Origin of the sequence: Nocardia sp. NPDC056611, from assembly GCF_042792755.1 — a bacterium.
Classification (GTDB): Bacteria; Actinomycetota; Actinomycetes; order Mycobacteriales; family Mycobacteriaceae; genus Nocardia.
In genome coordinates, this window is the sequence record NZ_JBHTVV010000004.1 from 358,938 (window position 1) to 382,938 (window position 24,001).

The 24,001-nt window shown below is 69.7% G+C and carries 19 protein-coding genes and 1 pseudogene; 12 read left to right on the forward strand and 8 right to left on the reverse strand.

The window, feature by feature from the left end:
* The first annotated feature begins 173 nt into the window (after positions 1-173).
* From ACFRAQ_RS23030 to ACFRAQ_RS23040, 3 genes are all read left to right on the forward strand, one after another.
* Positions 174-377: a hypothetical protein gene (locus ACFRAQ_RS23030; RefSeq protein WP_357088694.1), complete on the forward strand. Its 204-nt coding sequence runs from the start codon at positions 174-176 to the stop codon at positions 375-377.
* A gap of 387 nt (positions 378-764) precedes the next feature.
* A complete protein-coding gene (locus ACFRAQ_RS23035) occupies positions 765-1,187 on the forward strand; it encodes a GNAT family N-acetyltransferase (protein ID WP_379102825.1) in 423 nt (140 codons plus the stop codon).
* A 2-nt stretch (positions 1,188-1,189) separates the two neighbouring features.
* The gene (locus ACFRAQ_RS23040) at positions 1,190-2,050 is read left to right on the forward strand and encodes a hypothetical protein (protein WP_379102827.1); all 861 of its coding nucleotides are present in this window, start codon (positions 1,190-1,192) and stop codon (positions 2,048-2,050) included.
* A 9-nt stretch (positions 2,051-2,059) separates the two neighbouring features.
* Here ACFRAQ_RS23040 and ACFRAQ_RS23045 read toward each other — a convergent pair whose 3' ends face one another.
* Genes ACFRAQ_RS23045 through ACFRAQ_RS23060 form a run of 4 tightly spaced genes read right to left on the reverse strand, consistent with a single transcriptional unit; the run spans position 2,060 to position 6,911 of the window.
* Complete coding sequence (locus ACFRAQ_RS23045; RefSeq protein ID WP_379102830.1) at positions 2,060-3,043, reverse strand: SCO2521 family protein; 984 nt, start codon at positions 3,041-3,043, stop codon at positions 2,060-2,062.
* A gap of 12 nt (positions 3,044-3,055) precedes the next feature.
* A complete protein-coding gene (locus ACFRAQ_RS23050) occupies positions 3,056-4,105 on the reverse strand; it encodes an SCO2522 family protein (RefSeq protein ID WP_379102833.1) in 1,050 nt (349 codons plus the stop codon).
* Complete coding sequence (locus ACFRAQ_RS23055; RefSeq protein ID WP_357274747.1) at positions 4,102-5,034, reverse strand: SCO2523 family variant P-loop protein; 933 nt, start codon at positions 5,032-5,034, stop codon at positions 4,102-4,104. Before ACFRAQ_RS23055 ends, ACFRAQ_RS23050 begins: the two co-directional genes overlap by 4 nt.
* Positions 5,031-6,911: an SCO2524 family protein gene (locus tag ACFRAQ_RS23060; RefSeq protein ID WP_379102836.1), complete on the reverse strand. Its 1,881-nt coding sequence runs from the start codon at positions 6,909-6,911 to the stop codon at positions 5,031-5,033. The genes ACFRAQ_RS23055 and ACFRAQ_RS23060 overlap by 4 nt, the downstream gene beginning before the upstream one ends.
* Before the next feature lie 212 nt (positions 6,912-7,123).
* On the opposite strand from ACFRAQ_RS23060, the gene ACFRAQ_RS23065 reads away from it, so the two are divergent.
* The 3 genes from ACFRAQ_RS23065 to ACFRAQ_RS23075 are packed head-to-tail and all read left to right on the forward strand — an operon-like array spanning position 7,124 to position 10,117.
* Positions 7,124-8,011, forward strand: a complete 888-nt coding sequence (locus ACFRAQ_RS23065; protein ID WP_379102838.1) for a carbohydrate ABC transporter permease — start codon at positions 7,124-7,126, stop codon at positions 8,009-8,011.
* On the forward strand, positions 8,001-8,831 hold the full coding sequence (locus ACFRAQ_RS23070; protein WP_379102840.1) for a carbohydrate ABC transporter permease: 831 nt from the start codon (positions 8,001-8,003) through the stop codon (positions 8,829-8,831). The genes ACFRAQ_RS23065 and ACFRAQ_RS23070 overlap by 11 nt, the downstream gene beginning before the upstream one ends.
* An 11-nt stretch (positions 8,832-8,842) precedes the next feature.
* Entirely contained in the window at positions 8,843-10,117 is a 1,275-nt protein-coding gene (locus ACFRAQ_RS23075; protein WP_379102842.1) for an ABC transporter substrate-binding protein, read from the forward strand.
* Positions 10,118-10,124: 7 nt separating this feature from the next.
* Here ACFRAQ_RS23075 and ACFRAQ_RS23080 read toward each other — a convergent pair whose 3' ends face one another.
* On the reverse strand, positions 10,125-11,048 hold the full coding sequence (locus ACFRAQ_RS23080; RefSeq protein WP_379103732.1) for a DNA-3-methyladenine glycosylase family protein: 924 nt from the start codon (positions 11,046-11,048) through the stop codon (positions 10,125-10,127).
* 59 nt (positions 11,049-11,107) lie between these two features.
* Positions 11,108-13,885, reverse strand: coding sequence for an FAD-binding and (Fe-S)-binding domain-containing protein (locus ACFRAQ_RS23085; RefSeq protein WP_379102845.1), 2,778 nt, complete (start codon positions 13,883-13,885; stop codon positions 11,108-11,110).
* Positions 13,886-14,018: 133 nt separating this feature from the next.
* On the opposite strand from ACFRAQ_RS23085, the gene ACFRAQ_RS23090 reads away from it, so the two are divergent.
* The 6 genes from ACFRAQ_RS23090 (at position 14,019) to ACFRAQ_RS23115 (ending at position 20,698) form a co-directional block, all read left to right on the forward strand.
* Positions 14,019-15,899 carry an ABC transporter ATP-binding protein gene (locus ACFRAQ_RS23090; protein WP_379102848.1) on the forward strand — a complete coding sequence of 627 codons (1,881 nt, stop codon included), beginning with the start codon at positions 14,019-14,021 and terminating at the stop codon, positions 15,897-15,899.
* Positions 15,900-15,992: 93 nt separating this feature from the next.
* Positions 15,993-16,952: a class I SAM-dependent methyltransferase gene (locus ACFRAQ_RS23095; RefSeq protein WP_379102850.1), complete on the forward strand. Its 960-nt coding sequence runs from the start codon at positions 15,993-15,995 to the stop codon at positions 16,950-16,952.
* Positions 16,953-17,142: 190 nt separating this feature from the next.
* The gene (locus tag ACFRAQ_RS23100; RefSeq protein ID WP_379102852.1) at positions 17,143-17,613 is read left to right on the forward strand and encodes a hypothetical protein; all 471 of its coding nucleotides are present in this window, start codon (positions 17,143-17,145) and stop codon (positions 17,611-17,613) included.
* A 130-nt stretch (positions 17,614-17,743) separates the two neighbouring features.
* Complete coding sequence (locus ACFRAQ_RS23105; protein WP_379102854.1) at positions 17,744-18,820, forward strand: DNA polymerase IV; 1,077 nt, start codon at positions 17,744-17,746, stop codon at positions 18,818-18,820.
* A 30-nt stretch (positions 18,821-18,850) separates the two neighbouring features.
* Positions 18,851-19,636 carry an enoyl-CoA hydratase/isomerase family protein gene (locus tag ACFRAQ_RS23110; RefSeq protein ID WP_379102856.1) on the forward strand — a complete coding sequence of 262 codons (786 nt, stop codon included), beginning with the start codon at positions 18,851-18,853 and terminating at the stop codon, positions 19,634-19,636.
* Positions 19,637-19,705: 69 nt separating this feature from the next.
* Complete coding sequence (locus ACFRAQ_RS23115) at positions 19,706-20,698, forward strand: oxidoreductase (protein WP_379102859.1); 993 nt, start codon at positions 19,706-19,708, stop codon at positions 20,696-20,698.
* A 143-nt stretch (positions 20,699-20,841) separates the two neighbouring features.
* Here the strand turns inward: ACFRAQ_RS23115 and ACFRAQ_RS23120 are convergent.
* Together ACFRAQ_RS23120 and lon are read right to left on the reverse strand one after the other, a co-directional pair.
* Positions 20,842-21,382: pseudogene (locus ACFRAQ_RS23120) on the reverse strand (heavy metal-binding domain-containing protein); the annotation flags it as partial.
* Positions 21,383-21,482: 100 nt separating this feature from the next.
* Positions 21,483-23,864, reverse strand: coding sequence for an endopeptidase La (gene lon, locus ACFRAQ_RS23125; RefSeq protein WP_379103734.1), 2,382 nt, complete (start codon positions 23,862-23,864; stop codon positions 21,483-21,485).
* Positions 23,865-24,001 lie beyond the last annotated feature (137 nt).

Here is a 24,001-nt window from a genome sequence, read left to right on the forward strand (position 1 = left end):
GGATTCGCTGCTGGGAATTCGCGCAATTTTGCGTTCTCCTTGTCGAAATTCGCCCGCTTGGCGTCTGCTCGTGGTGTGCTAGATGTGTGCCCGGAGCGGTGTAGCTAGGCCCCTTTCCTTTCCTGAACCTCCGGGCACTTCAGGAACCAGCGGGAACGAGGAGTGGTCTGGACATGCAACTGACGTCCCTCAATTTGCACATCGCCGTTTTGTCGCGCTGCCGCCGGGATCCGGGGGTGATGACCGCCGAACAGGCGCACGCAGCAATGCAATTGCACCTCGATTGCACCGTGCAGACCTGCAAGGTGCGTCGACGAGCCCGGGCCACCCTGGTGGAGGAGGGACGGTGCGTGCTCGACGAGCGCGCATTGCCATGACGGCCATCGATCCGGCGTACTCGGGCTTCGACCGGGTCGTGTACCGGCTGTTGTGGCTGGTGCTCGACGCCCGTTTCACGCGCCATCGCACCCGGAAGATTTCGCGGCCCGGGACATACCGGGGAAGGCCCCCGGCCGCGATAAACGCTGCAGCACAGCGCTTTCGAACGCCCCGCGCCTAACCTCCGGGCAGCGGCGGTGTGGTCCCCACCGCGTGCGGCAGCGCGGTTCGGCCCGTTCGTTCCACAGACGGCGGACGGGCCGAACCGCACCCAACCCTCGGCGTGACGCTTACCCTGGAATCCATCGCACTTGCGCCCGGGGTGGAGGGGAACACCGTTGTTGGCCTTCGAAGAGCCGGCTATACCGGTATGTCGGACTGCGTCGTTGGCGGATCTGGACGCCATTCGGGCGCTCGAGGTGGTCGAGTTCGAGCATCTCGCGTATCCGTATTTCGTTCTGCGGCAATTGTTCGAATTACACGGAGCAAACTGGACGGTTGCTGAAGATGCGGGGGAGGTGTGCGGTTATGTCCTCACCGCCATCGACGGCGACGGCACGGCCTGGTTCCTCGGCTTCGCCGTGGCTTCCGCCTGCCGCGGCCGCGGTTTCGGCCGGGTCCTGCTGGAAGCCGCACTGGCCCACTGCCGCAAGGTCCACGCCGAACAGGTCTACGTGACCGTGAAGCCGGGCAATCGCACCGCCTACCACCTGTACAAGGAGGTCGGGTTCGCCTGGGCGGACCACGAGCCCACCTACTTCGGCGCCGATGAGCCCCGAGATGTGCTGGTGCACAGGATCTATCATTGATCATGCTCGAGAGAAGCGCGCCGTCGTCACCCTTCGTGGCCGATATGAGCATGCGGATCGAGCGCCACGCCGACGCCTACGGCGAGAGCATCACCGAATTCCTCGCCCAGCCCCACGGATTGCGGCGACGCGCCACCGAACAACCACTGCTGGATCTGTTCACCCGGCACACCGAGGCGGTGGTCGCCACCTACGACCCGCCCGGAATCCGCCGGGCCGGTGACAGTCTCGTCTTCGGCCACATCTACGCGCCCGCGCTGCACCGCCCGGCCGGGCCGGATCCGCAGGCCGTGCCGGTCAACCAGCTGCTCGCGGCGCTCATCGCCGCGGAGGTCGAGTTCCGGGGCCCGCTCCGGCTGAGCCGCACCCAGAATCGGCTGCTCGCCGAGGCGTACGAACGCCTGGGACGTCCGCTCGTACAGGCGGGCCTGCCCGGCCATGCCGCCCTGGCCTATCGGCGCGCGGGCAGTCTGTACCGCATCGACGAGGACACCGACGCCGAGGACCGCTGCGGACTCGCGCTGGCCCGGGCCCGGCGGCAGGCGCAGCCGCAGGCCTGGCGGCGGCTCGGCGGCCTGGTCCCGGATCTGGTCTGCGGCTATGGATATCGGCCGTTCCGGATGCTGTGGTTCGTGGTGTTCCAGCTCCTGGTCTTCACCGGCGCGGTGGCGTTGCGCGCGGAGCAGCCGGTGGCCGTGACCGTGTACCAGGTGCTGATGAACTACCTGAACCCACTCGGTATCGGCGACACCGATCACCTGCGGGTGGGCGGCCGGGCGGTGTTCGTCACCGAGGCGTACACCGGTGCCGTCACCATGTCCGTGTTCTTCGCCCTGTTGGTGCGGCGCTGGTTCCGGCTCTGAGCACAGCCGTCACCACTGCACGGTGCTGATCTTGGAGCTGCGGAGCGCTTCCAGGGTGGCCACCGCCAGCCGGTCGCGCAGGTGCCCGACCTGCGCGGTCCACTGCCGGGTGAAGCCGGGATCGGATTCCAGCCGGGTCCACAGTTCGCGCAGCCGGGGCGGGGTGTGCGCGCCCGGCATCCACAGGTGCACCAGCTGTTCGAGCAGCGGAGCCAGTTCGCCCGTGGGATCGCGTTCGAGCACGGGACGATTCGCGTCCGACAACGCGGCGGCGAGGGTGGACAGCAGCCAGTCGTGGACGGCGAGGTCTTCGCAGAAGCGCTGCACGCCGGCCAGGTCCCGGACGGTCGGCACCATGATCCGGACCGATCGGGTGTTCTCGTCCTCCAGCCGGAAGGCGAACAGCGTTCGTCCGCGCGCGCTCCCATCCACCGGCGGCGCGACCCGCGCGGCCCAGCGCAGCCGAGTCGCCCCGGAGTGCACCGGCGGGTCCTGGTCCAGCCGCGGATCGGTGCGCACCCGGGTGAGTAGTCGTTCGCTGATCGAGCCGAGGTCGAGGGTGGTGGCGCTGGACGCCTCCAGGAAGCCCTCGGTGAGGTCGACCGCCGTGGCGGTGTCGTCGCCGATGCGATGCACCAGTTCGACGGTCCCGGCCCGGCTCAGATAGTGCGACCAGGGCCGCCGGTTCTGATTGGCCGCCCGCACCACGCTGGAGCAGGCCGAACTCTGGAGCACCCGGCCGCCGACCAGTACGGCGTGCGCGGCCACGGTGCCGATGGCCCGGCTGTCGGACCGCGACACCGTCGCCAGCCGGCAGTCCACGCCCACCGGTGTGGTCGGCGAGATGGCCAGCGCCAGTGGGCGTTCCCGCATCAGCACCCGCTGCCCGGGCAACAGCGAGAGCAGCGCCGACGCCTCCCGCGCCGCCAGCCCCCCCGCATTCGGCAGCAGCGTGGTGCGCACCTCGCCCAGCAGGACCAGCGGATCGCTCATAGGGCGGCCATCTCAGACGTCACCGAGGAACAGGTGGTTCAACCGGCGGGTGGCCTGGCGCGGCACCTCGACCGGAATCCGCTCGCCCGCACCGCGTTCGGCGAGTTTGGCGTGCACGTCGTCGTCGAGTTGCAGGTGGTCCAGGATCACTCGCACCGCGTGCTCGATACCCAGGTAGCTGTAGGGCAGCACCGACAGCGCCCGATAGGCGGCGAACGGTTTGGCCTGCGGATTCAGCTGCACCACCGCGGGCAGCCGCGACCACTCCTCGGGCCACGGGTCGCTCCACGCCACCGGCGCGGCCACCATGGCGCCCTCATCGCGAATCATCCCCAGCCGCAACAACTGCCAGATGGAGGCGAGGAACGGGCAGGACCAGAGGATGCGTTCCACCTGCTGTCCGGCCACCTCCTCGAGCTGGCGGCTCCACAGCTGTACATCCAGGAAGATGGAGTGATTGCGCGCCCCGAACTCCTCCGGTGGCCGATACCGCGCGATCCGCATCGCCTGTCCGGCATCGTATTCCGAGGAGCGGCGGCCATTGCACAGCCAGCCGGATTCGACGGTGGGCGGGCGGCGTCCGGTGCTGTCGCGTTCGGGTTCGGCGACGATGCGCGCCGCCATCATCTCGGCCAGCCGCACCGGTTCGCCCACGGGTTCGCCGTCCAGGAACGCCGGCACCTCCGCGCACCCGGCCTCACGCGCCAGGTAGTCGATGCGGACCTCGCATTCCTCGGCGGCGGTCAGCAGTTTCTCGAGCACGTGCCGGGGGTCGGCGACGCGGCGGGCGTCGCGGCCGCGGCCCGGGGTGCGGCCCCAGAAGTAGTCGTCGACCAGGAAACAGGTGCTGACCCGCGCGCCCGGGCCGAATTCCCTTTCGGCGGCCGCGATCTGGGTCTCGACGATGGGCGCGACCTTGCGCAGTTGCGCGCGGATCCGGTCGACGCCGTTCACCAGCTCGTCCATGTAGAAGTGCCCGACCTCGATGGACAGGTGCGAGAGCGGCTGCCCGGCCACGCGGTTGCGTTCACCGGCCTCGCTGTAATCGGTCGCGGAGCTCATCTGCGTATCTCCACCTGTTCCCAGACGGCGTCGTTCATGAGTTTCTCGGTGAGCGTGCGGAACGCGTCCACGGTCTCGGCATTGGCGACGTGGGCGGCGACATCCACATCCAGGATCACCTGCTCCCGGCATTGCAGCATCGGTTCCACCGGGGTCTGGCCCAGTATCCCGCTCGGACCCATCCCGTGCCGGTTGGCCGCGCGGGTCAGGGTGTTGTGTTGTTCCTGCAGCCAGGCGGCCTGGGCCGGACGCAGCCCGGCGGTGCGGTTCAGTTCGGGTACCGCGATGCGGACGAAGCGCAGCGAGTTCAGCAGTCCGGTGCGGTCGTGTCCCCACGCCTCCCCGGTGGCCAGCACCCCGTGGTCGTCGTGCACCAGGCCGCGGGCGGCGGCGATGTGCTGGCGGGTCCAGCGATGGAAGATGAGCCACCGGCACACCGCGCGCGACAACTGCGACTGCTTGGTCGCGCTGAGCGCGAGCGCCAGCGCGATGGAGCGGCCCGCGCTCAGATCCACGAAGGTGACGTCGAATTCCTGCTCACAGGTGGCGAACAGGGCGGCGCAGCGGTCGATCATGCGCTCGTCGAGGGTGGTGAACTCGGAGCCGCCGAGATCGCCGGGGAACAGCACCAGGCGGCCCGAAGGATGCCGGGACCGGCTCAGTTCCATCCGGTCGGTCTCCGAGCGCACGCTCAGCCGGGCGGGGGAGCCGTTCTCGTTGAGCAGGTACGCGTGCAGGCCGGTGCCGTCGCGCACCCCGTTGTCGATGCGGCTGATCTCGAAGGTGCCTCCCGCGGTGGGCGATCCGAAATCGAAATCCAGATAGGCGACCTTGTGGCCCTTCATGCTCAGCCAGTACGCCATATTGCAGCTGGTGACCGAGCGGCCGGTGCCGCCCTTGTCGGACGCGGAGAACACGAGCACGGTCATTCGCTCCTGGTCGCGTCGAGCCGGGCATAGGCGAGTTCGTCCAGCTCCATGAGGGCCTGCTGGGTCAGGCTGACGGCGGTGCCCGGGCGCTCGTCGATGAGTGTGCGGGCCCGTTCCAAGCGTTGTTCGGCCAGCGCCAACGCGGTGCGGCCCGCGGAGATGTCGGTTTCGCTGAGCTCCAGTATCTCCCGGTTGAGCAGGTGTTCGGCCTCGGTGAGCAGCTCCATCGCGCGGGTCGCCGAGTTCGGCGCGCGCAGTGGCGGTTCCCGGTACATGCGGGCGGCGGTCACCATGCACTCGACCACGCGCTCGGTGAGATACCAGGACGGCAGATGCGAATCGCTGCCGCCGAAGATGCGGCTGGGGTCGTCCCAGAGGCCGGTGGCCGGTCCCTCACGGAAGGCGCGCAGATCGAGGTGGTCCATGGTGGCCTGGGCCAGCGCCATCAGCTGATCCCGGGTCTCGATGGTGCCGGAGAGCCGGGCCGCCTGCAGGGTGCGCTTCAAAAGCACCGTGGCGTAATCGGATACGGTCCACAGCAACAGCGGGCCGTCCAGCTCCTCGCTGCCCAGCAGGCGCAGGCTCACGCCCGGGGTGTGCATGGTGCGGGCCGGGTCCCCGGCGGTGAAACGGCGGATGATGCGGCCGCGGCGGGCCAGTTCGTCGAAGATGGTGGCGGCGCGATCCAGGTCGTCGTCATTGGCCTCGCGATTGAGCAGATCCTGCATGAGCACCGCGGATACGATGAGACTGAAGTAGTCGGACTCCTCGCCGTCGGAGGTGCGCCACGGAATGTCCTCCAGCGGCCAGCGGCCATTGCCGAAGCGCGCCACCGCCGCCCAGTACCGCTGGGCCAGATCCCAGCGCAGCTGCAGCGCCTCGGCCAGACGCCGCTGCTCGGGATCGAGCAGGTCGAGTTCGCGGGTGCGCTGCGAGGTGAGGTCGTTGATGCCGTCCAGCGCCACCACGGTGAAATGCAGGTAGGGGCGGGCGACGGCGTGGCCCGGCTGCTGCGCGATGGGCAGGTCGACGAAGTCGATGTCGGCGGCCTTGCGCACGATGGCCCAGCTCCAGCCGCATTCGAACAGCATGTCCGAGCTGTCCAGGTCGACGCCCTCGATCTGGCTCAGCGTGGCGTCGTTGCGTAGTCGGATCCGGACCCGGTCCAGGCGGTCCCGCACCGCCCGCACCACCGTGTCGGCGGAACCGCCCGTCTGATTCAGCATCGACAGCATGGCCTGCCCCGCCGGGGACTTGGGCGTCACCGTGTTCACCACGAAACTGCGGATCAGCCCCACCATCGCGGCGGTCAGGCGGGTATTGATGTGCGCGTCGAGGCGGTCGATGCGGGGCCCCAGGTCGATCGCGGTCCGGTTGCGCCGGCCCACCGCCAGCGCCGACACCGGACCGCTGAAGCCGCGCAGGAACTTCAGCGCGGCCAGGCACAGGGTCAGCGACATCGAATAGGAGTCGACGACCTCGAGCGCGTGCTGGTCCGAGGTCGGCTCGGTGCCGTCGGAGGTGGCCAGATAGCTGCCCGCGGCGAAGTTCGGCAGTTCCTTGCCGGTATCCGGATCGTGGTCGGTGTGCCGTTCGACGTACTGCTCGAGCAGCCACACCACCCGCTCGCCGATCCGCAGGCCGTCATCGCCCAGGGGGGACAGCACCGCGAGGATGTCGTCGGCGATCTCGTCGGGCGTCTCCAGGCCGAATCCGTCGATCTCGGTGGCCGGATACAGCAGGCACAGCAGCTGTTCGGCATCGCTGATGGAGTTGGAGCCGTTGCGGCCGCCCCAGACCCAGGCCCCGTCCTGGTAGCACGCGGTCAGCAGTGACCGCCAGACTCCGAGGATCTGTTCCCGTGGCTTGATTCTCATCGGCGCCGTCCCCTGCCCTGTCGTGGCCAGCCTCGCCGGCATCGCGATGTACGAGCGCGGCACAAACTATCATGCGCCGATGCCGCGCACCGGGTGGAGAGCAGGCTCGAAATCGCGTCGCGCACAGCGCAATATCGGACATCACACAATATCGGGCAAGTCGGGCGTGGGATGGCGCGCGCACCCGCGCCGGGCCGGTAGCGTCGCCCGTCATGGACCGGACGGCCCGCCGCGCCACAGCCGGCACCAGGCACGCCGCGGTCGGCTACGCGCTGCTGCTGCCCAGTCTGCTCGGGGTCGGCTGCTTCCTGTTGCTGCCGATCGCTGTGGTGCTGTGGCTGAGCCTGCACAGCTGGAATCTGCTGGGGCCCATTCGATTCACCGGCTGGGACAACTGGCGATCCGTCCTCACCGACCGGCAATTCGGACATTCCATCCTGGTGACACTGGCGTTGACGGCACTCGTGGTGCCGGTGCAGACAGTCGTGGGATTCGCCGTGGCGGCACTGCTGGCACGACGCGGGCGGGCCGGGACCGTGCTGCGGGTGGTGTACGCGCTGCCATGGATGTGTGCGCCCGTGGCGGTAGGCGTGGTGTGGCAGTGGATCTTCGCGCCGACCGGCGGGGCGCTGAACGCCGTCCTGGGACATCGGGTGGAGTGGTTGAGCTCGCCGACCCTGGCGCTGCCCGCCGTGGCCGCGGTCATCGTGTGGATGAATGTCGGATATGTGGCTTTGTTTTTCGTTGCCGGAATCCGCGCCATACCGCCCGAGATCCTCGACGCGGGGGCCTTGGACGGGGCCGTCGGGTGGCGGCGGGTGTGCTGGCTGATCCTGCCGTTGTTGCGGCCGACCATGTTCTTCGTGCTGGTCACCGGGGTGCTCAGCGTGTTCCAGACCTTCGACGCGGTGTACGCGCTGACCAAGGGCGGGCCGGGGCAGCACACGGATGTCGTTGCCATGCGGATCTATTCGGAGGCGTTCGACGCCGCGCATCCGGGGCGGGCGGCGGTCATGGCGGTGGTGGTGTTCGCGGTGATGTTCGTGATCACGGTGGCGCAGCACCGGTACTTCCGGAATCGGACCAGCTATGAGTACTGACCGGCGGACGGCGGCGCGGGCGGTCGCGGCGTACGGGATGTTGATTCTCGGGGCGCTGCTGACAGTGGCGCCGCTGGTGTTGAGCGCCATGACGGCGTTCAAGACACCCAGGCAGTTCGCGGCCGAATCCGCCCTGGCCACACCGGATCCAGTGACTGTGGATAACTTCCGCGCGGTGCTGGATCAGGGGCTGGGCCGGGCTGTCGCGGTCACCGCGCTGATGACGGTGTGCATAACCTGTGGACAACTCGTGACGTCGATCATGGCGGCATATGCGTTCGCCCGCACCAGGTTTCCCGGACGGGACGTGCTGTTCTGGGTGTACCTCGGGACCATGATGGTGCCCAGCGCGGTCACCCTCGTGCCGCTGTACCTCATGTTCGCGAAACTGGGGTGGCTCAACACCTTCTGGGCGCTGGTGCTGCCGTTCCTGTTCGGGTCGCCGTACGCGATCTTCCTGCTGCGCCAGTACTTCCTGGCCATCCCGGGGGAGATCATCGACGCGGCGCGGGTCGACGGCGCGAACACTCTCGACATCCTGTTCGGCGTGGTGGTGCCGATGAGCAGGCCCATTCTGGCCACCCTCACCGTCATCACGGTGGTCTCGCAGTGGAACAGCTTCATGTGGCCGTTGGTCGCCGCGTCCGGGGCGAAGTGGCAGGTGCTGACCGTGGCGACGGCGAACATGCAGACCCGGTACAACGCGCAGTGGACGCTGATCATGGCCGCAACCACGCTCGCTATCGCGCCGCTGGTGCTGCTGTTCGTGGTCTTCCAGCGGCAGGTGCTGCGGTCCATCGCGGTGACGGGACTCAAATGAGGAGCCTCCACGTGAAGGACTCGACCCGGGCGGTCCTCGGGATCATCGTGGTCGCGGTCCTGCTGGTGGCCGCGGCGCTGTGGCTCGGGCGCGATGCGGAGAGCGGCGGTCGGACGGTGGTGCGGCTGCGCATCTGGGATCAGAGTTTCGTCAGCGCCTACCGGGCGTCGCTGGACGAGTTCCAGCGCGCCAACCCGGATGTCGAGGTGCGCATCACGCTGGTGCCGTGGGCGTCCTACGCGCAGAAGCTGCGGCTGGATGTGGCGGGCGGGATCGCCGACGACCTGTTCTGGACCAACCTCTACGAGGACTACGCCGACAGCGGGCACCTGATGGATATCGGCGCGACGCTGGGGCCGGAGACCGCGCGCGGTTGGGATCCTCAGGCCGTCACCCAGTTCACCCGGAACGGGACGCTCTGGGCGGTACCGCAATTCGTGGACGGCGGTAGCGCGGTCTACATCAATCGGGACCTGCTCGGGCAGGCCGGGGTCGATCCGGCTGAACTGGCCGGGCTGCGGTGGAATCCGGATCCCGGGCGGGACACCTTCCGGCCGGTCCTGCGGCGGCTGGCCGCGGTCTCCACGTGGCCGTACAACGCCGCCAACGACTTTCAATCGATCGCGCTGCCATATCTGGGCTCGGCGGGCGGGCAGCTCCAGCGGGACGGGCGGTTCGCGTTCGACTCTCCGCAGGGGCGCGACGCCTACGGATACACCGTGGGCCTGGTGGCGGACCGGCTGTCACCGTCGGCCGCCGACACCAATACCAGCGGCGACTTCGCCAAGAACGCCTTCTTGCAGGGCCGCATGGCACTGTTCCAGTCCGGCACCTTCAATCTGGCGACCATCGCGCGGAATGCCGGATTCCCTTGGGGATTGGCCATGATTCCCGAGGGCCCGGCCGGTCGGGTCAGCGCCGACAATGCCATCGGGGTCGCGGGCAATGCCGCCACCGCACATCCCGACGCGGTGCGGCGCGTCCTGGCATGGCTGGGCAGCGCGGCCGGCAACCGCTACCTCGGCCTGGACGGCAACACGGTTCCGGCGGTGGTGTCGGAGCAGCGGGTGTATCGCGACTACTGGGCGCGGCGCGGTGTGGACGTATCGCCGTTCTTCGACGTGCTGCGCGGCCGGACGATCAGCGCCGGTGGGGGGCCCGGATTCCCGGCCGCGCTGCAGGCGATCACGCCGATCTTCGACGAGATGTACCTGGGCCGCGTCCCGGTGCCCGAAGCCCTGACCCGCGCGCAGCGGGCGGCGGACACCGCGGCCGAACAGCGGTGATCGGGGTTCAGATGCGGCTGTGATCGGTATAGGGCGTGCGCGGACCGAACTTCGGCTTGTGCGCGAAACCGGCCAGCCCGAGCAGCCGCACCGCCCGATACCGGTGCGGGCGTAGCGGTTCCAGGTATTCGACCATGGCGTCGTCGTCGATCGGCTCACCCAGCAGGGTCCAGCCGACCGTGGCGGCCAGATGGAAATCGCCCACCGACAGGGCATCCGGATCGCCGAAGGCGCGCTGCGCGATCTCGGCGGCGGTCCAGATCCCGATCCCCGGCACGGTACGCAGCCGGTGCGCGGCGTCGGCGTGACCCAGGGTGGCGGCCTGCTCCAGCTTCGGCGCGATCCGGGCCGCCAGCACAATGGTTTTCGAGCGCTGCGGCCCGACATTGGCGCGGTGGTAGACCCACGACGGGATATGCCGCCAGGTCTCGGCGTCCGGCATCACCCGCAGACCCTCGGGGGCCGGACCGGGTGCGGGAGTCCCGTAACGCCACACCAGTTTCCGCCAGGAGTCGTGGGCGGTCCTGGTGTGCACCTTCTGCTCGAGCACCGCGGGAACCAGCGCTTCCCACACCAGACCCGTGCGCAGCATGCGCAGGCCCGGATTGCGGCGGTGTGCCTCGACGATCTTGGGGTGTTCGGGGGTGAAGTCGCTGACGTCCTCGTCCAGGCACAGCATGCGCGGCAGTTGCTCGAGGAATTCCTCGCTGCCCGGACCCCAGGCGCGGGCGTCGACGGTGTGCCGGTCGCGCTGACGCAGCCGGTAGGTGACCTCGCCGGACGGCATCCGCGAGGCGTGCCAATGCGAGCCGTCGGGGGTCTCGCGGTGGCAGGGGTCGCCGAAACCACGGCGCAGCGGGGAGATGGTGGCGGCCAGATCCAGCGGCCGGTCCGAGCTCAGCGTCCGGCTGTGCTCCGCGGTGGCGGCCACCGGCCCGCGAGCGGGCTGGGCGGGCGGCGCGGAAGTCACCGCGTCATTCTAGGGACGCCTCACCGGTCCAGCAGGAACTGGGCGAGATGGCGGGAGGATCGCCCGGCCAGCTGCGCGGCCTGGGTCCGGCAGGAGAAGCCGTCGGCGAGCAGGGTCGCGTTCGCGGGTGCGGTGCGCAGGGCCGGGAGCAGGCCGCGCTCGGCGACCGCGACCGACACGTCGTAGTGGCCGCGCTGCATGCCGAAGTTGCCCGCGAGTCCGCAGCAGCCGGTGACCTCGATCACCCGCGCGCCGGTGCGGTCCAGGATCCTGCGGTCGGCGGCGAATCCGAACACGGCGTGCTGGTGGCAGTGCGGCTGCACCAGCACCGTGCGGCCGGAGCGGTCCGGGGGCTGCCAGCCGGGCTGGGTCTCCAGGAACTCGGCGAGGGTGTGCACCGCGGCCGCGACGGCGGCGGCGCGCGGGTCGTCCGGCAGCAGGCGGGGCAGGTCGTCGCGGAGGGCGGCGGTGCAGGACGGCTCCATGCCGACGACCACGCCGCCGGATCGGACGTGGGCGTCGAGCGCGTCGACGGTGGCGCGCAGTCGCTGTCGCGCGCCGTCCAGCTGGCCGGTGCTGATCCAGGTCAGACCGCAGCAGACGCGCCGGTCCGGGATGCGCACGTGATGGCCGAGCGATTCGATCAATTCGACCGTGGCGGTGGCGATCTCGGGGTCGAAGGCATCCGTGAAGGTATCCGTCCACAGCAGCACGCCCGGCCCGTCCTGCGGAGGCGCCGAAGGACGCCAAGTCCGGCGGAAGCTCTTCTTCGCCAGCGCCGGCACCGTGCGCCGGGAATCCATTCCGGCCGCGCGCAATCCGAGTCTGCGCAGCGGACCGGCACCGCTGAGCGCGTTGACCAGACCCGGCAATCGCGACGCCGCTGCCAGCCAGCGCGGCAGCTGACCGAGGGTGTAGTGATCGATCGGTCGGGGCCTGCCCTGATAGCGGCGGTACAGCGTCTCCGACTTGTACGTGGCCATGTCGATACCGGCCGGACACTCGGAATGGCAGGCCTTGCAGGACAGACACAGGTCCAAGGACTCCGCGACGGCTTCCGACCGCCAATCCAGCTCGCCCCGGACGACATCCTGGAGCACTCGGGCGCGGCCACGGGTGCTGTCCTTCTCGTCGGCGGTCGCCAGATAGGACGGGCACATGACACCGCCGGGAGTGTCCGCGCGGCACTTGCCGATACCGACACAGCGGTGCACCGCGGTGGCCAGATCACCGTCGGCGGGGAAGGCGAATCCACCCGTGGTGGGCAACGGACGCAGGCCCGCCAGGCGCAGGTCGGCGTCGAGCGGGCGGGGATGAACGAGGACACCGGGATTCAGGACCGCGTCCGGATCGAACAGCGCCTTGAAGCCCGCGAAGGCGTCGAGCGCGTCCTGGGAGTACATGAGTCGCAACAGATCCGAGCGGGCGCGGCCGTCGCCGTGCTCACCCGACAGCGAGCCGCCGAAACCCACCACCTGCCGGGCGGCGTCCTCGAGGAAGGCGCGGAAGCGTTGCGGCGCATCGGCTATCGGCAGATCCAGGCGCACGTGGATGCAACCGTCGCCGAAATGGCCGTACAGCAGGCCGTCCACGCCGTGCTCACGGGTGAGCCGCTCGAAGTCGCGCAGGTAGTCGCCCAGGCGGGCGGGCGGCACCGCGGCGTCCTCCCAGCCGGGCCAGGCCGGATGACCGTCCGGGGTGCGGCCGGCCAGGCCCGCGCCGTCGGCTCGGATGCCCCACAGTGCGCGAGCCTCGGCCGCGTCGGTCACCAGCCGGGAGTCGAGGGCGTGGGCGGACGCGCGCAATGCTTCGGCCTTCTCGCGCGCCTGTTCCGGTGTGTCACCGTCGATTTCGATCAGGAGCCAGCCGCCACCGCGCGGCAGCTCGGGTACGGCGCCCCGGTGCACCCGCACCACATCGACCAGGCGGGCATCCATACCTTCCACGGCGATCGGCCCGGCGGCCATGATCGTGGCGATATCGTCGGCGGCCGTGGGCATGTCCGGGTAGCCGAGCACGACCAGTACCGTCGCCGCGGGCACCGGGACCAGATCGACGGTCGCGTCGAGCAGAAGTCCACAGGTTCCCTCGGTGCCGACGAAGGCCTTGGCCGCCGACGAACCACGTTCCGGCAGTAGATGTTCCAGCGCGTATCCGGACGCCTGCCGCTCGAATCTGCCGAGTTCGGTGCGGATCAAGGCCAGGTGTTCCCGGGTGAATTCGGGCAGTCCGGCGAGTACCGACGGATCGGCCCCGAGGGTGCGCTCCACGCCGCGCCCGTCGAGAATCCGCAACTCCCGCACCGTATCCGAGGTCCTGCCCCAGGCCACGGCGTGCGGGCCGCAGGCGTTGTTGCCGATCATCCCGCCCAGCGTGCACCGGTTCTGGGTGGAGGGATCCGGGCCGAACCGCAGCCCGTGCGCCCCCGCTCGCCGCTGCAACGCGGCCAGCACCACGCCCGGCTGCACGCGGGCGATCCGCCGGTCGGGGTCGAGATCGAGGATCCCGGTCAGGTGGCGGCTGAAGTCGAGGACCAGACCCGGTCCGATGGCATTGCCCGCGACCGAGGTGCCCGCCCCGCGCGCGGTCACCGGCAGTCCCTCGGCCCGGGCGATATCGAGGGCGGCCATGACATCGGCCGCGTCGCGCGGAAACACGACGGCCGCCGGCGGCACCCGATAGTTCGACGCGTCCGAGGCGTACTCGGCCCGCCGGCGCGGTCCCGTGTCGACCTCGCCGGTGATCGACCCGCGCAATGCCCGCTCCCACGCCGCGCTCACGTCCCGACCTCGCTTCACGGGTCCAACCCTAGGCGGATTTCGCTGCGAGCGAACTCGTGACCAGGCCGGAAGCACTTGCCCTCAACCTTTGTTGAGGTCTTAGTGTCGGTGGTGCGGGGTTTGCTGTACCCCGGACAGGTGAGGAGCGGGGATGAGTATCGAATCGGTGGCGTGGAATCAGCTCTATCGGCAGATGCACGCGCCCACGGAGCAGCGGCCGCTGCGGATGGCGACGGCGAAGCGGATTCTCGCTTTCGCGCGCCCGCATCACCGGCAGCTGGTGTCATTCCTGATCTTCAGCATCGTCTCCGCGCTACTCGCGGTGGCGACGCCGGTGCTGGCGGGACGCGTCGTCGACGCAATCGTGTCGCACGGCGCGCCGCGGACGGTCATCGTGCTGGCGGTGATCATCGCGGTGGTCGCGGTCCTGGACGCCGGGCTGGGCCTGGTGATCCGGTGGCTGTCGGCGCGCATCGGAGAAGGGCTCATCTTCGATCTGCGCACCGCGGTGTTCGACCACGTCCAGAAGATGCCGATCGCCTTCTTCACGCGTACCCGGACCGGCGCACTGGTGAGCCGGTTGAACAATGACGTCATCGGGGCGCAGCGGGCCTTCAGCACCACCCTGTCCGGGGTCGTCACCAATGTGGTGACCCTCGCGCTGACCATGGCCGTGATGCTGCGGCTGTCCTGGCAGATCACCCTGCTCGCGCTGGTGCTGCTGCCGGTGTTCGTCCTGCCCGCGCGGCGCATGGGCGAACGGCTGGCCGGGATCCAGCGTGAGGCCGCCGGGCTCGACGCGGCCATGAGCACCCAGATGACCGAACGCTTCTCCGCGCCCGGCGCCACCCTGGTCAAACTGTTCGGGCGGCCGCGGCAGGAGTCGGCGGAGTTCGGGCTGCGGGCCGGTCGGGTGCGCGATATCGGGGTGCGCACCGCCATGCTGCAGACGGTCTTCGTCACCGCGCTCACCCTGGTCTCCGCGCTCGCGCTGGCCCTCGTCTACGGGCTCGGCGGCTACCTCGCGCTGAAGGGACAGATGGAACCCGGCTCGGTGGTGGCGCTCTCGCTGCTGCTGACCCGGCTGTACTCGCCGCTCACCGCGCTGGCCAGCGCCCGGGTGGACGTGATGTCGGCGCTGGTGAGCTTCGAGCGGGTCTTCGAGGTGCTCGATCTGAAGCCGTTGATCGAGGATTCGCCGCTGGCCGGGCCGGTGCCGCCGGGTCCGGTGGCGGTCGAGCTGGACGGCGTCAGCTTCGGCTACCCGTCGGCGGACAAGGTGTCGCTCGCCTCGCTCGAGGATGTGGCCACCCTGGACACCCGGGGCGGTGAGGAGGTGCTGCACGCGGTGTCGCTGCGCGCCGAGCCCGGGCAGATGGTGGCGCTGGTCGGCTCCTCCGGGGCCGGGAAATCCACCATCGCGCAATTGGTTTCGCGGCTCTACGACGTGGACTCCGGCGCGGTGCTGCTGGGCGGCAAGGATGTGCGGGAGCTGACCGGGCAGTCCATCCAGGACACCGTCGGCCTGGTCACCCAGGACGGGCATCTGTTCCACGACAGCATCCGGGCCAACCTGCTGCTCGCGCGGCCCGAGGCCACCGAGGACGACCTCTGGGACGCGCTGCGGCGGGCCCGGCTGCGCGACCTCATCGAATCGCTGCCCGACGGTCTGGACACCGTGGTCGGCGAACGCGGTTATCGCCTGTCCGGCGGGGAACGGCAGCGGCTCACCATCGCACGACTGCTGCTCAAGCAGCCGCGCGTGGTGATCCTCGACGAGGCCACCGCCTCGTTGGACTCCACCTCGGAGGCCGCCGTGCAGGAAGCGCTGGCCGAGGCGCTCGACGGCCGCACCGCCCTGGTCATCGCGCACCGGCTGTCGACGATCCGCAATGCCGACCAGATCGTCGTGCTCGAGCACGGCCGGATCGTGGAACGCGGCACCCACACCGAACTGCTCGCCGCGGACGGCCGCTACACCGAGCTCTATCGCACCCAGTTCGCCGATTCCAGCGTGCCCGCGACGGCCTGATCGGCTCGGCGGGGTCGGCCTGATCGGACCGACCCATTGCCGGATCGGCAAAAGGATTCGAGGCGGGTGGGCGCTCCCCGATAGCGTCGGGGCATGAGCGCTCACTCCCACGAACAGGCAGGCACGCACGGACACCAGCATTCCCACGGTCACGGCCACGGGCATGCGCACGGTCACGGCCACACGCACGACGGAATCGACTGGGCGACCATGATTCCCGACCTGCAGCGCGACGACGCCATGTCGGCCGCCACCAATGCCGAGATCGCGCGCCGACTGGTCGGATCGATTCCCGCCGGGACCGAGGCGGTCGTGCTCGACATCGGGGCGGGCGCGGGTGGTCAGAGCGTGGCGTTCGCGCGCGAACTACTCGCCCGCGGCGGCGGCCGGCTGCTGATCGTCGACGCCGTGCCCGAACTGCTCGAGGTCGCCCAGCAGGCCGTGAAAGTCGCGCTGGACGGCGACGACCGGGTGCACGTCGAGACGGTGACCGCCGATGCGGCGGCCGCGGACTTCGGCGCGGGACTCCCGGCGGCGGACCTGGTCTGGGCCTCCCGCATGGTGCATCACCTGCCCGATCAGCAGGCGGGCGTGGCACGCTTCGCCGGACTGCTGCGTCCCGGCGGGCGGCTGGCGCTGGCCGAGGGCGGGGTGAGCGTGCGGTGCCTGCCGTGGGAACTCGGCATCGGCGCACCCGGCCTGCAGGATCGGCTGCTGGGCCTGCGCGACGCGGGCTTCGCGCAGATGCGCACCGACATCACCGGCGCGGTCTCCATGCCCTACGGCTGGAATGTGGCGCTGACCCGGGCCGGGCTGGCCGAGGCCACCTCCTTCAGCGTGCTCACCGATCACCCCGCGCCGCCCGCACCGGCCGTGCGCGACAGTGTGGTGGCGTGGCTGACCGGATTGAGCGAGCGGGTCGGTGAACGCCTCGACGCGGCGGACCGGGCCACCATCGCCGCCCTGCTGGATCGAGACGCCGACACGTATATCGGTGCGCGCGAGGACATTTACATCCTCGGGGCCACCACGGTGTTCGTCGGCCGCCGCTGATCCGGCTCCCGCCACGCCGCGGGACGACATGTCGGTCGGGCGCGATCGTGATCTGGCCGTGCCCGAACCGACACCGTGTTGTGGCCGCAGAACCCGCTCCGACCTCCCGAAATGCCCTGCTATGCGGCATAATTCGAGCTCCCATGGCATAACCCACATGATCGTTTCACATGCCGGGGGAGGAGTTTCGGTGACCCGTACCAAGGAGCAGCGGCAGACGGCCGCGACCCGCGTCGACGATATCGAGGGCGTGCTCGGTGCACGCCGATATCGGCCCTCGATGGACGCGCCTCCCCTGGAACTACGGGTGACCAGCGGCACCAAACGCACCGACGAGGACTGGACGGTCCCCAAACAGCTGGTCGCCGAATGCGTTTCGGGCAAGCTGGTAGTGGACTTCACCCAGGCCCGGTGCTCCCGGCGCGAGATCGACATCCGGGTCGCGGCCGGTGCGGGCGCCATCGTGCTGATCGTGCCGCGCGGCTGGCGGGTCGACACGGACGGCGTGCGGCCCGGCAACGGCACCGTCGCCAATCGGGTCAAGCTGCCGCGGTTCCCGGGCGCCCCGCTGATCCGGGTCACCGGGGAGGCCGATTCGGGTGCGGTGAGGGCGCGCTACGCCTACCGCACGCCCATCGGGCTGCTGCGCCGCTCCCGCTGACCCGGGCGCGCCGCTCCGCCCGACCGCACCCGGTATCCCGGTAATTCGGAAGACCATGCGGTATGACGGAGGAGTACGCCGGTTTCGCCCCGGAGAGTCCGGGTTCAATACTGCGGGAGGATCCGCCGGCATGACGCGCTGGCTGCTGCACGTCGACCTCGACCAATTCCAGGCCGCGGTCGAATTCCGGCGGCACCCGGAGCTGCGCGGGCAGCCGGTCATCGTGGGCGGGCACGGCGATCCCACCGAACCTCGCAAAGTGGTGTCCTGCGCCTCCTATCCGGCGCGGGCGTTCGGGGTGCGCGCGGGCATGCCGCTGCGCATCGCCGCGCGGGTCTGCCCGGACGGGGTCTTCCTGCCGCAGGATCTGGCCACCTACGCCGAGGCGTCCGAGGAGATCATGGCGCTGCTGCGCACCTTCCCCGGACGGGTGGAGGTGCTCGGCTTCGACGAGGCGTTCCTCGCGGTCGACACCGAGGATCCCGAGGAACTGGCGCGCGAGATCCGGTCCGCCATCGCGGAATTGGATCTGACCTGCGCGGTCGGCATCGGGGACAACAAGACCCGGGCCAAACTGGCCACCGGGTTCGCCAAGGCCGTGGGGAAATCGCTGCCGGCGGCCGACGAGCCGCCGCCGGAGCAGGACGCGGGGACCGGGATCTTCCGGCTGACCAGCGCCAACTGGGTCGAGTTGATGTCCCACCGCCCGACCACCGCGCTGTGGGGGATCGGCGCGCGCATCGCGAAACGCATGAGCGGGTTGGGCATCGAGACCGTGGCCGATCTGGCCGCCGCCGACCGGGGCTTACTGGCGGCCGAGTTCGGGCCCAATACCGGGCCCTACCTGTGGGTACTCGGGCACGGGGCGGGCGACACCGATATCGCCGAGCCGCGAGAACCGGTGGGGCACAGCCGCTCCGAGACCTTCCCGCGCGACCTCACCGAACGCGACGAGATCGACGCCGCGGTGGCGCGGCTGGCCACCCAGGTGGCGGAGGAGACCGTCGCGGCCGGGCGAGCCGTCGGACGGGTGAGCGTGACGGTGCGGACCAAAACCTTTTTCACCCGCAGCAAGCAGCGGAAACTGCCCGCGCCGACCACCGACGTGGACGAGATCACGCAGACCGCGTTGGAGGTACTGGACGGGTTCGAGCTGGATCGGCCGATCCGGTTGCTCGGGGTTCGTGTCGAGTACGCCATGCTGTGATCAGGTCTACCGACGGAAGGCATCCTCTCGATGAGCGACAACTACGAGAACATCCTGTTCGAACACGACGGCCCGATCGCCCGCATCACGCTGAACCGGCCGAACGCCGCCAATGGCATCGATCAGGCGCTTGCCGAAGAGCTGGAGCGCGCGGCCACCTACTGCTCGGAGGATCCGGCGGTGAAGGTCGTGGTGCTGACCGGGGCCGGGCGCTTCTTCTCCGCGGGCGGCGACGTGCGGGCCATGGCGGCCAGCGGCGACACCGGCGCGTTCATCGAGAAGCTGGCCGGGACCCTGCACCGCGCGGTGTCGGCGCTGGCCCGGATGGACGCGCTGCTCATCGTGGGCGTGAACGGCACCGCCGCGGGTGCGGGCATGAGCCTCGCGGTGGCCGGTGACCTGGTGGTGGCCGCCGAGTCCGCGGCCTTCACCATGGCGTACACCAAGATCGGCCTGAGCCCGGACGGCGGCGCGTCCTACTACCTGCCGCGTCTGATCGGCCTGCGCAAGACCCAGGAGCTCATGCTCACCAACCGCACCCTGCGCGCGGCCGAGGCCCTGGAGTGGGGTCTGCTGCACCGCGTCGTCGCCGACGACGAGCTGGCCGACGCGGTCGAGACGCTGGCCCAGGAGTTCGCGGCCGGCCCCAAGGCATCGAACGCGGCGGTGAAGAAGCTGCTGCTGGTCTCCGGACAGCACAACCTGGAGGAGCAGCTCAACACCGAGGCGGCGTTCATCACCCGCAACGCGGAGTCCGCGGACGGCCAGGAGGGTATCGCCGCCTTCACCGGGAAGCGCGCCCCGAAGTACGCCTGACGTCCGGATTCGTCTGAGCCCGGCCGTTTTCCCCGATCCGGCCGGAGCTCGGCCCCCTATGCTCGGACCATGGGTTTCCAGGCGATGGTGGCACAGGAATCGGACAGCGGGATCGCCCTCATCCGGGAGGAAGTCGCCGACGACTTCCTCATGCCGGGTGACGTGACGATCAAGGTGCACTTCTCGAGCGCCAACTACAAGGACGGACTGGCCATCACCCCGCGCGGCGGCGTGGTGCGGCAGTACCCGCTCATCCCCGGCATCGACCTCACCGGTGAGGTGGTCAGCTCCACCGATCCGGAGTTCGCGCCCGGCGACCTGGTGGTCGCCCACGGCTACGACATCGGCGTCGCCCACCACGGCGGCTTCGCCGAATACGCCCGCGTCCCCGCCGGCTGGGTGGTGAAACTGGACGGCCTCACCCCGCGCGAGGCCGCCGCCATCGGCACCGCGGGCTATACCGCCGCCATGAGCGTGCAGGCCCTCCTCGACCGCGGCCTCACCCCCGACTCCGGCCCGGTCCTGGTCACCGGCGCCACCGGCGGCGTCGGCACCGTCGCCGTCGACATCCTCTCCGGCCTCGGCTTCGAGGTCGTCGCCTCCACCGGCAAACTCGGTGCGACCGAACTCCTCTCCGCTCTCGGCGCGTCCTCGGTCATCGGCCGCCTCCCCGCCGAAGGGGAAAAGGTCCGCGCCCTCGGCAAGGCCCAGTGGGCCGCCGCCGTCGACAGCGTGGGCGGCGAATCTCTGGCCCACATCCTCAGCACGGTCAAATATGGTGGCGCGGTTGCCGTTTCCGGCCTGACCGGCGGATCCGACCTCCCCACCACCGTCATGCCCTTCATCCTGCGCGGCGTCTCTCTCCTCGGCATCGACTCGGCCCACTTCCCGATCGCCCAGCGCCGCGACCTGTGGGCCCGCCTCGCCAAAGACTTGAAACCCCACCACCTCTCATTGCTGGAAAATTACGCTCCCATCACCGAAGCCGAATCCGTCCTCCGCTCCATCCTCGACGGAACCCACTCCGGCCGAACGATTCTCGGCGTGGCCGGGGAGTTCTGACCAGCGGTGCACCGTTTCATGTGAAACAACCAGCGTTGCCCACCGGTTGCCGCAGTCAGCCTGCCAGCACGTCGAGAGCGGCGGACAGGTGCGGCAACGCGGTGGGCCCGTAGGACGAGGCGATCTCGGCCAGCGCCCTCGCCGTAATTGCCCTGGGTCCACTGGGGCATTTCCATATTGCGGCCCATCTGGCTGAGCATCTGGCGGAAGCTCTGCACGGCCACCCATGTCCTGGCCGGAGAGGTGGCTGGTGAAGGCCTGGCCGTTCGGGCGTTTGTAGCTGCCGGGCGCCTTCGCGTATCGGACCGCGGTGCCGACCGCGATGAACTCCAGATGCTCGAGGGATTCGCCGTGCTGACGCCACTCCAGGCGCACACCCACCACGCCGTCGGCATTCAACGCGTCGGCCTCGGCCTGCATACGGGACATGGCATTCCAACGGGCCCGGTAGGTGGCCTCGGTCAGCACCGGGAGCTCCTGCTGCTGTCGGATGCCGGTGAACTGGAAGCCCACGTGATAGACGGACACGCCCATCACCAGGTCGATGGGGTCGAAGCCCGCGCCGTGCAGCAACGCGAACTCGTTGACCGACAGGTCGGAGGTGAAGATGCGGTTCGCATGGGAGAGGCGCTCGCCCGCAACCTGATCGAGCTGATCGGGCTGGCTGGGCTGATGAGGCTGCATGGCGTTGTGTCCTCCGTCGGAAGTCTTCTCCGAGAGTACGACTCGCAAACCACAGGGGCCGGGTGTCTTCACAGAAGACACCCGGCCCCTTGCCGTCACCTCAGGCGGTGGCGCTCAGCTGCCGCCCGTCGTAGGCCGGTTCGGCGACCGGCTCGATGGCGTAGGCCAGGATCTCGGCCACGTCGGCGACGGGGCGGACATCCAGGGCGGCCAACACCTCGGCGGGGACCTCGTCCAGGTCCGGCTCGTTGCGGGCCGGGATGAACACGGTCTTCAGGCCGGCGCGCTGGGCGGCGAGCAGCTTCTGCTTCACGCCGCCGATCGGCAGCACCCGTCCGTTCAGCGTGACCTCACCGGTCATGCCGACATCCGCGCGGACCTGGCGGCCCAGGGCCAGCGACACCAGGGCGGTGACCATGGTGACGCCCGCGGACGGTCCGTCCTTGGGCACCGCGCCCGCCGGGAAGTGGATGTGGATATTGCGATCCAGCACCGTCGGCTCGATGCCGATCTCCTCCAGGTGGGAGCGGACGTAGGTCAGGGCGATCTGCGCGGACTCTTTCATGACGTCACCCAGCTGACCGGTCAGGGTCAGCGAGCGATCGCCCTCGGCGGCATTGGCCTCGATGTAGAGGACGTCGCCGCCCGCGCCGGTCACGGCCAAACCCGTTGCGACACCGGGGACCGCGGTGCGTTCCACCCCGTCGGGGGTGAAGCGCGGACGGCCCAGGTAGTCCTTCAGGTCACCCAGTCCGATCACCAGCTTGCCGGACGCGGCCGCGTCGGTGTCGTAGCCCAGGTCCTGGTCGTAGCCCAGGCCCTCCGGCACGAATTCGCCCTTGCTGACCAGGCTTTCGGTGTCCGAGATGTCCGCGGACTCCGACAGCTTGGTGGCCGCCTTGCGCAGCGCCTTCGCGATCAGCCGCTCCATCTGGCGCACACCGGCTTCCCGGGTGTAGTTGGCGGCGACCTCACGCAGCGCCTCGTCCGTGATCGAGACCTCCTCGGCGGTCAGAGCGTTGCGCTCCAGCTGCCGCGGGATCAGGAAGTCGCGGGCGATGGCCACCTTGTCGGCCTCGGTGTAGCCGTCGACGCTGATCAGTTCCATGCGGTCCAGCAGCGGGCCCGGGATCGTCTCGAGGACGTTCGCGGTCGCGATGAACAGCACGTCGGACAGGTCCAGATCCAGGTCCAGGTAGTGGTCGCGGAACGTGTGGTTCTGCGCCGGGTCCAGCACCTCCAGCAGGGCCGCCGCGGGATCGCCGCGGAAGTCGCTGCCGACCTTGTCGATCTCGTCCAGCAGGACAACGGGATTCATCGATCCCGCCTCCTTCATGGCGCGGACGATGCGGCCGGGCAGCGCGCCGACGTAGGTGCGCCGGTGACCGCGGATCTCGGCCTCGTCGCGCACGCCGCCCAGGGCGACGCGAACGAACTTGCGGCCCAGCGCGCGTGCCACGGACTCACCCAGCGAGGTCTTGCCGACGCCGGGCGGACCGACCAGCACCAGCACCGCGCCGGAACCGCGTCCGCCGACGACCTCCAGGCCGCGGGCGGCCCGGCGGGAACGCACGGCCAGGTACTCGACCATGCGGTCCTTGACCTCGTCGAGGCCGTGGTGGTCGGCGTCCAGCACCGCGCGGGCGGCCGAAACATCAGCGGAGTCGGTGGTTTTCACCGTCCACGGCAGTTCCAGCACGGTGTCCAGCCAGGTGCGGATCCAGCCCGTCTCCGGGCTCTGATCACTGGAGCGTTCCAGCCGTCCGACCTCGCGCAGCGCGGCCTCGCGGATGTCGTCGGGCAGGTCGGCGTTCTCGACGCGGGTGCGGTAGTCCTCCGCGCCGTCCGGCTCGTCCTCGCCCAGCTCCTTGCGAATCGCGTTGAGCTGCTGGCGCAGCAGGAATTCGCGCTGGGTCTTCTCCATCCCCTCGCGGACGTCCTCGCTGATCTTCTCGCTGATCTCGGTCTCGGCGATGTGCTGGGTGGTCCAGTCGATCAGCTTGTGCAGTCGCGCTTGGGTATCCGGGGTGTCGAGGATCTCGCGCTTCTGCTCGTTGCTCAGGTACGAGGCCCATCCGGCCGCGTCGGCCAGCGTGGACGGATCGTTCATCTGATTGACCGCGTCGATCACCTGCCACGCCTCGCGGCGCTGCAGGACCGACACGACCAGCTTCTTGTATTCGGCCGCGAGGTCTTTGGTGCGTCCGTCGGCGGCCGGGATCTCGACCGGCTCGGCCTCGACCCAGAGCGCCGCGCCGGGTCCGGTCACGCCGTGCCCGATCTTGGCCCGGCTCTCCGCCTTCAACACCGCCGCGGGCGCGCCACCGCGCATCCGGCCGACCTGTTCGATGGTGGCCACCACGCCGTAGGCGGCGTAGCCCTCATCGAGGCGAGGCGCGACCAACACCTGGTTGACCTTGCCCGCGCGGGCGGCATCGATGGCGGCCTGCGACGACTCGTCCAGCTCGATCGGCACGACCATGCCGGGCAGCACGATCGGATCGGTCAGGAACAGGACCGGCAGGTTCTGAGGTGTAGTCACGTCTTCGACCCCTTCCAAGGTTGAGCGTTACCCAGTCAACCCTGGAGGTATACCGATTGTTCCGCCCCACCGTTCGC

Excerpts from the sequence above, each read along its gene's own strand:
- ACFRAQ_RS23030 (WP_357088694.1), top strand. The coding sequence starts at position 174 with ATGCAACTGACGTCCCTCAATTTGCACATCGCCGTTTTGTCGCGCTGC.
- ACFRAQ_RS23040 (WP_379102827.1), top strand. The coding sequence starts at position 1,190 with ATGCTCGAGAGAAGCGCGCCGTCGTCACCCTTCGTGGCCGATATGAGC.
- ACFRAQ_RS23045 (WP_379102830.1), bottom strand. The coding sequence starts at position 3,043 with ATGAGCGATCCGCTGGTCCTGCTGGGCGAGGTGCGCACCACGCTGCTG.
- ACFRAQ_RS23050 (WP_379102833.1), bottom strand. The coding sequence starts at position 4,105 with ATGAGCTCCGCGACCGATTACAGCGAGGCCGGTGAACGCAACCGCGTG.
- ACFRAQ_RS23055 (WP_357274747.1), bottom strand. The coding sequence starts at position 5,034 with ATGACCGTGCTCGTGTTCTCCGCGTCCGACAAGGGCGGCACCGGCCGC.
- ACFRAQ_RS23060 (WP_379102836.1), bottom strand. The coding sequence starts at position 6,911 with ATGAGAATCAAGCCACGGGAACAGATCCTCGGAGTCTGGCGGTCACTG.
- ACFRAQ_RS23065 (WP_379102838.1), top strand. The coding sequence starts at position 7,124 with ATGGACCGGACGGCCCGCCGCGCCACAGCCGGCACCAGGCACGCCGCG.
- ACFRAQ_RS23070 (WP_379102840.1), top strand. The coding sequence starts at position 8,001 with ATGAGTACTGACCGGCGGACGGCGGCGCGGGCGGTCGCGGCGTACGGG.
- ACFRAQ_RS23090 (WP_379102848.1), top strand. The coding sequence starts at position 14,019 with ATGAGTATCGAATCGGTGGCGTGGAATCAGCTCTATCGGCAGATGCAC.
- ACFRAQ_RS23095 (WP_379102850.1), top strand. The coding sequence starts at position 15,993 with ATGAGCGCTCACTCCCACGAACAGGCAGGCACGCACGGACACCAGCAT.
- ACFRAQ_RS23105 (WP_379102854.1), top strand. The coding sequence starts at position 17,744 with ATGACGCGCTGGCTGCTGCACGTCGACCTCGACCAATTCCAGGCCGCG.
- ACFRAQ_RS23110 (WP_379102856.1), top strand. The coding sequence starts at position 18,851 with ATGAGCGACAACTACGAGAACATCCTGTTCGAACACGACGGCCCGATC.
- ACFRAQ_RS23115 (WP_379102859.1), top strand. The coding sequence starts at position 19,706 with ATGGGTTTCCAGGCGATGGTGGCACAGGAATCGGACAGCGGGATCGCC.
- lon (WP_379103734.1), bottom strand. The coding sequence starts at position 23,864 with ATGGTCGTGCCGATCGAGCTGGACGAGTCGTCGCAGGCCGCCATCGAT.